The organism is Tunicatimonas sp. (assembly GCF_049647865.1).
Taxonomy (GTDB): Bacteria; Bacteroidota; Bacteroidia; order Cytophagales; family Cyclobacteriaceae; genus Tunicatimonas.
In genome coordinates this window covers 1-5,760 of sequence record NZ_JBARYM010000132.1, presented here as the reverse complement: position 1 = coordinate 5,760, position 5,760 = coordinate 1, and the positions used below count along the sequence as shown (strand labels likewise).

The following is a 5,760-nucleotide window of genomic DNA, read 5'->3' as shown; positions in this document are numbered from 1 at the left end:
GCCGGATGGCTAATTTCTATGGCTACTGGACCACTAATAAGGGCTACTTCCGCACCTCGCTGAGCTGCTTCATTGGCTAATGCGTAGCCCATCTTACCGGAAGAAGCATTGGTGAGAAACCGAACCGGATCGATTGGTTCCTGGGTTGGTCCCGCAGTAATTAGCACTCTCTTACCTTGTAGCGACTGCGAATGCTCAAAAAAAGCTGATAACTTCTGAATGATATGTTCTGGTTCAGCCAGCCGACCAACTCCCGAAAGGCCACTGGCCAATTCGCCTTCTTCCGCATCAACAATGGTGTTGCTGTAAGAGGCTAGTTTTTTTAAATTAGTTTGCACCGAAGGATGCTGATACATATCTAAATCCATAGCGGGAGCAACCCAAACTGGACAGCGAGCCGAGAGATAAACCGCCGTTAGTAAGTCATCGCAGTGGCCAGAAGCAAACTTGGCCAGTGTGTGAGCACTGATGGGAGCTATTAGAAACAGGTCAGCCCATAATCCCAAATCTACGTGATTGTTCCACTGACCTATAGAAAGATCGGAGGAAAACTGGGAAAGTACCGGGCGTTTGGAAAGGGTGGCTAAGGTAAGGGGGGTAATAAAATTTTGGGCCGCTTCGGTCATGATAATCTGCACCTCTGCTTTCTCTTTCACAAGTAATCGAACCAAAAAAGCAGCTTTATAGGCTGCTATACTTCCACAAACTCCCAGAATAACTTTTTTTCCCTGTAGTGACAAGGTATCTTTATCCTTCGGTATCTTCTACCCGACGATACATAATTTCTTCGTTGACAAACTCGTCGGTGGCCAAGATAGTAGGTTTAGGCATTCTTTCGTAGAACTTAGAAATCTCTATCTGCTCACGGTTCTCAAAGACCTCCTCCAGATTATCAACGGTAGTAGCAAATTCAGCTAGCTTGCCGTTCAATTCTTCCTTTAGATTCACCGAAATTTGACGGGCCCGCTTAGAAATGACAACGACTGATTCGTAAAGATTTCCGGTAGGAGCGGCTAATTTATCAGTATCGTGGGTAACGATAGAGGAGTTTACATTGGGTTTTTTAATCATTAGGATAGAAATTAACTGTTTTTACTTGCCTTTTGTACTTTATTCAAACAAGACTCGTAGATGGATTCAGCCCGTCCGACGAACTCGCTCTGAGGATATTTATCGATAAAGTTTTGACAATACTCAATGGTGGTATAGTAACGATCTTTTTGCTTAGTAATAATACTTCGCTCGGCCAACTGATACTGAGCGGCTAACTTATAGTAACTCGCCTCTTCATTCAAATCCGAATCAGGATAATCTCTCTGAAAGTTGTCTAAGGCAATAATTGCTGCTTCGTATCGTCTAAGATCATAGTATTGAGTAGCGTTTTTAAATGCTTTTATTTCCAGCTTTTCCTGAAGCTCGTCTAAAATTGTTTCTGCCCGCTCTTTATAATCACTGTAAGGATGGCGATTAATGAATCGTTGCATAGCATCAATGGCCTCCTTGGTGCTACTCTGCTCTAAGCTAGGGTCGGGAGATTCTAAATAAAGCGAATAAGCGTGCATGAACATAGATTCCTGCGCCCGATCACTTCGAGAGTATGTTTCGTAGAACTCTTTAAAATAATGAGCGCTTAGAATATACTTCTGCTCATAGTAGTGAGCGTAAGCATAATAAAACTGAGCCTCTTCTGCTTTCTGCGTACCGCGAATGATCGGTAAAACGTTTTCCAGCAATACGGTAGCTCGATAGAAATCTTTGTCTTCGTAGTATTTTAAAGCAGCTTCGTACTGCTCTTCCCAGCTACCTTTTTTTAGCAAAGTGCGGTAATCACTACAACTAAAAGAAATAGCACTAAGCAATAAAAAAACAGTAATGTATTGTTTCAAATCGGCATCTTTTCTAAAGTGCAAAGATAGAGTCTTGTTGCACCAATTGCAACTATGCTATCCATCAACAAGTTCCAGATACGCTAGAAACGATAGGAATGAGTCGCTTATTTTCTAACAACAAACTTTTTAGTCGTTACCCCCTTACCATTGAGCTGTAACGTGTAGAAGTAAATGCCATTGGGAAGCTGATCGGTCGAAATTTTAAGATTGGTTTCAGCTTGATCAAGCTGAAGGTTTAGCACCCGGTCGCCCAAAATATTATGTACACTAATGGTGGCAGTTTGCGACCAATTATGTAGGGCGTAATCAATAGAAGCTGTATTTGACACCGGGTTAGGGTAAACTTTGCTGATTTGCAAAGCCTCGTTTGCAAAGAGAACTCCGTTCGGGAAATCATCTTTAATATGGTAACGAAAACGTTCAGTGAGTTCCTCCGACGGATTTTCTATGTCGTAGAAGGTGACCGAGAGCTCTCTAGTCAGTTCATCGTACCCCGCGCTAAACTGAATATGCACATCGCGTAGCACTTCACCCGGATGCAGGGTAGTAACTTCCAGCGCATCAAACTGAGAAAAACATTCTTCACCGATACAAATAGATGATATTAGATCACTCTTATGAAAAGGATCGTTTAACTTTACTCCAAGCCGTATGAGATGGTCACTATTATTTTTTACTTGTAGCTCGGTTTCAACCATATTTCCCGTAGCTATTGATTCTTCCACAATGGGATCTAACAGTGAAATGCTCTGACTAAAAGCCAGCGCAGAAAAGAAGGATAAAAATAATATGAGTAAAGGTGACCGCAATGAACGTTGTTATTCTTTCAATATTTTATAAAAGTAACTGATTTTTTCTCTCATAAACAACTAAATTCTTAAGATATGTTACATATCTTTCAATCTGATTAAGAAGTATTTCTGATGTGATCGATCTACTGCTCAGGACTATTAAACCTTTAAAGAATTATAAGCAGATTTTTTAATCAGTTAACAACAAATCCATTTTTGAGAAATATATTCTAAAAGGTACATTTACAGATTACTTATAGATTTTGTGACTACAGAATTTCTGGTCGCATGAAGTCTAGAGTAGGTGCGATAGCACACTCAAGCAGTTTGCAGTATCTTTCCTACTATATACCACCAACACAGTATGTCTACCATGCAGGGCCCAGGTATCTTTCTAGCACAATTTTTAGGTGAAAACCCACCATTCAATCAGTTAGAAGCCATAGGTACGTGGGTGGCTGAGTTAGGCTACCGAGGGGTGCAAATTCCTACTTGGGATGCCAGAGTTATTGATTTAGACCAAGCAGCAGAGTCTAAGGGATACTGCGATGATCTCAGGGGAAAGTTAAGTGAACAGGGGTTAGAGGTAATTGAGCTAGCCTCCTATCTACAAGGACAAGTAATAGCCATGCATCCGGCGTACGAGCGACTGTTTCAGCCATTTTATCCAACCGGGCTAAACGATCAACAACGAGTAGAGTGGGCGAGCGAGGAGCTACGCAAAACCATTCGAGCCTCAGTTAATATGGGCACTACGAATATTTCGGTGCTCTCGGGTGGGTTAGCCTGGCCGTACTTGTATCCCTGGCCTCAGCGTTCGGATGGCCTAATTGAAGAAGCTTTTCAGGAGCTAACCCAGCGGTGGTTACCATTGCTGGATTACGCGCACGAGAATGGAATTACGTTGGGTTACGAGCTACATCCGGGTTCGGACCTGTACGATGGGGCAACCTTTCGGCAGTTTCTGGAATATACTACTCAACATCCGGCGGCGGGCATCACCTACGATCCTAGCCACTTGCTACTTCAGCAGTTAGATTATCTGGAGTTTATTTCCATCTTCGCCGACCGCATCCGAGCCTTTCATGTAAAAGATGCTGAGTTTAACCCTACCGGTTTGCAAGGAGTGTACGGCGGGTACCAATCGTGGAAAGAGCGAGCCGGGCGATTTCGCTCATTAGGCGATGGTCAGGTGAATTTTAGTCGGGTATTTTCCCTGTTAACCGAACATGGCTACGATGGCTGGGCTATTCTGGAATGGGAGTGCTGTGTGAAAAGTCCGGAGCAGGGAGCCCAAGAAGGCGCGCCATTCATTCAGCGCCATCTAATTGACGCCACCGCTCAAGCCTTCGATGATTTTGCTAAAAGCGAAACCGACCAAACCATGAACCGAGAGATTCTTGGCCTTGAATAAATTTATAATCTACCTTGATGATTGACAACACTAAAATTGAAGAATTAAAGAAGAAAGCCGTTGAAATACGGCGGGAGATCGTCACGATGGTGCACCGGGCCAATTCCGGGCACGTAGGTGGCAGCTTAGGTGCCACCGACGTGCTGGTGGCATTGTACTACCACTTAATGAACCACAAACCTGATCAACCTGACTGGCCCGGCCGAGATCGATTTATTCTTTCCAAAGGACACTGCACTCCGGTGATTTACGCTATTCTGGCAGATTGTGGGTATTTTCCTGAAGAAGACTTGAAGACTTTCCGTCGTCCCGGTTCGCATCTCCAGGGTCATCCGCACCAACCTAAGACTCCGGGCATTGAAGCAAATACCGGCACCTTGGGACTAGGTATTTCTACCGGATTGGGTATGGCTTTGGGAGCTAAACTTCGTCAGCAGCAGCATTACTACTACATTATGTGCGGCGACGGAGAAATTCAGGAAGGTCAGGTTTGGGAAGCCGCGATGTTTGCTAACAAGTACAAACTAGATAATGTGATTGGCTTTGTTGATCGTAATTACTTGCAAACCGACGGAAATTCCGAAGATATTATGCCGCTTGATCCGCTAGCCCCCAAGTGGGAAAGCTTTGGCTGGAAAGTTTTTACCATTGATGGACACGACTACCAACAAATTATTAAGACAGTAGAAAATGCCAAGCAGGAAACCCAACCGGTGATGATCATTGCCAATACTATTAAAGGCAAAGGCGTATCATTTATGGAAAACGAAGTGAACTGGCACGGTACTCCCCCCGATAAGCAAGCTTTTGAAAGTGCCCTAAAAGAACTGACCAATGGAATTTAAGCAAACCCGCCAGGGCTACGTAGACGGCCTGAAAGAACTAGGAAAAGATCACGATAACTTAGTAGTGCTGGATGCCGACGTAGCCAAAGCCACCAAAACCTACGAGTTTGAAGCGGAGTATCCCGACCGATTTTTCAACTGCGGGGTGCAAGAGCAGAATATGCTATCAGTAGCGGCTGGATTAGCACTTGAAGGCTATATTCCCTTTGCCTCAACCTTTGGAGTGTTTGCCACCTGCCGGGCGGGCGACCAAATGCGAAACTCCATTGCTTACCCCAAACTAAACGTAAAAATTGGAGCAACCCACTGCGGAATCAGTACCGGCGGAGACGGCGCATCGCACCAAGCGAACGAAGATATCGCCATCGCTCGAGTCTTCCCCAACATGACCGTACTGGTTCCCGGCGACTATGAAGAAGCCAAGCAGGCAACGATTGCCGCCGGTAAATATCATGGCCCGGTGTACCTCCGTTTCGGACGAGATTCTTATCCAGTTGTAGAAGACATTCACACTGATTTTACTATCGGCAAAGGTAAACTACTGCGCGAGGGGAACGATGTTACGATTATTACTACCGGAATCATGGTAAGTGAAGGACTAAAGGCAGCGGATACGCTAACCCAAGAAGGATATTCAGTACGAGTACTGCATTTACCCACTATAAAACCACTAGATACCGAAGCCATAATAACCGCCGCCAGAGAAACCAAAGGAATTATTACTGCCGAGGAACACTCCATCATTGGCGGATTAGGAGAAGCGGTAGCCGGAGTGGTTTCTGAACATCACCCTTGTCCGGTTATTCGGATAGGAGTAAAGG

At 44.5% G+C, this 5,760-nt stretch carries 7 protein-coding genes; 3 read left to right on the top strand and 4 right to left on the bottom strand.

The genetic code is table 11. The annotated features are described in order from the left end of the window. From coaBC to WBA23_RS04220, 4 genes are all read right to left on the bottom strand, one after another. Nucleotides 1–740, bottom strand: a 740-nt coding sequence (gene coaBC, locus WBA23_RS04235; protein ID WP_424581001.1) for a bifunctional phosphopantothenoylcysteine decarboxylase/phosphopantothenate--cysteine ligase CoaBC, incomplete at its 3' end; no start/stop codon positions are given. Nucleotides 741–747: 7 nt separating this feature from the next. Further along, nucleotides 748–1,071 carry a DNA-directed RNA polymerase subunit omega gene (locus tag WBA23_RS04230; RefSeq protein ID WP_424581000.1) on the bottom strand — a complete coding sequence of 108 codons (324 nt, stop codon included), beginning with the start codon at nucleotides 1,069–1,071 and terminating at the stop codon, nucleotides 748–750. An 11-nt stretch (nucleotides 1,072–1,082) separates the two neighbouring features. Then, complete coding sequence (locus WBA23_RS04225) at nucleotides 1,083–1,886, bottom strand: outer membrane protein assembly factor BamD (protein WP_424581002.1); 804 nt, start codon at nucleotides 1,884–1,886, stop codon at nucleotides 1,083–1,085. A gap of 107 nt (nucleotides 1,887–1,993) precedes the next feature. After that, nucleotides 1,994–2,614: a T9SS type A sorting domain-containing protein gene (locus WBA23_RS04220; RefSeq protein WP_424580999.1), complete on the bottom strand. Its 621-nt coding sequence runs from the start codon at nucleotides 2,612–2,614 to the stop codon at nucleotides 1,994–1,996. Nucleotides 2,615–3,044: 430 nt separating this feature from the next. On the opposite strand from WBA23_RS04220, the gene WBA23_RS04215 reads away from it, so the two are divergent. From WBA23_RS04215 to WBA23_RS04205, 3 genes are all read left to right on the top strand, one after another. Next, complete coding sequence (locus tag WBA23_RS04215) at nucleotides 3,045–4,094, top strand: sugar phosphate isomerase/epimerase family protein (protein ID WP_424580998.1); 1,050 nt, start codon at nucleotides 3,045–3,047, stop codon at nucleotides 4,092–4,094. Nucleotides 4,095–4,111: 17 nt separating this feature from the next. Next, nucleotides 4,112–4,939: a transketolase gene (locus WBA23_RS04210; RefSeq protein WP_424580997.1), complete on the top strand. Its 828-nt coding sequence runs from the start codon at nucleotides 4,112–4,114 to the stop codon at nucleotides 4,937–4,939. After that, nucleotides 4,929–5,760 (top strand): transketolase family protein (locus WBA23_RS04205; RefSeq protein ID WP_424580996.1); only part of this gene is annotated, 832 nt, incomplete at its 3' end. The genes WBA23_RS04210 and WBA23_RS04205, both read left to right, overlap by 11 nt.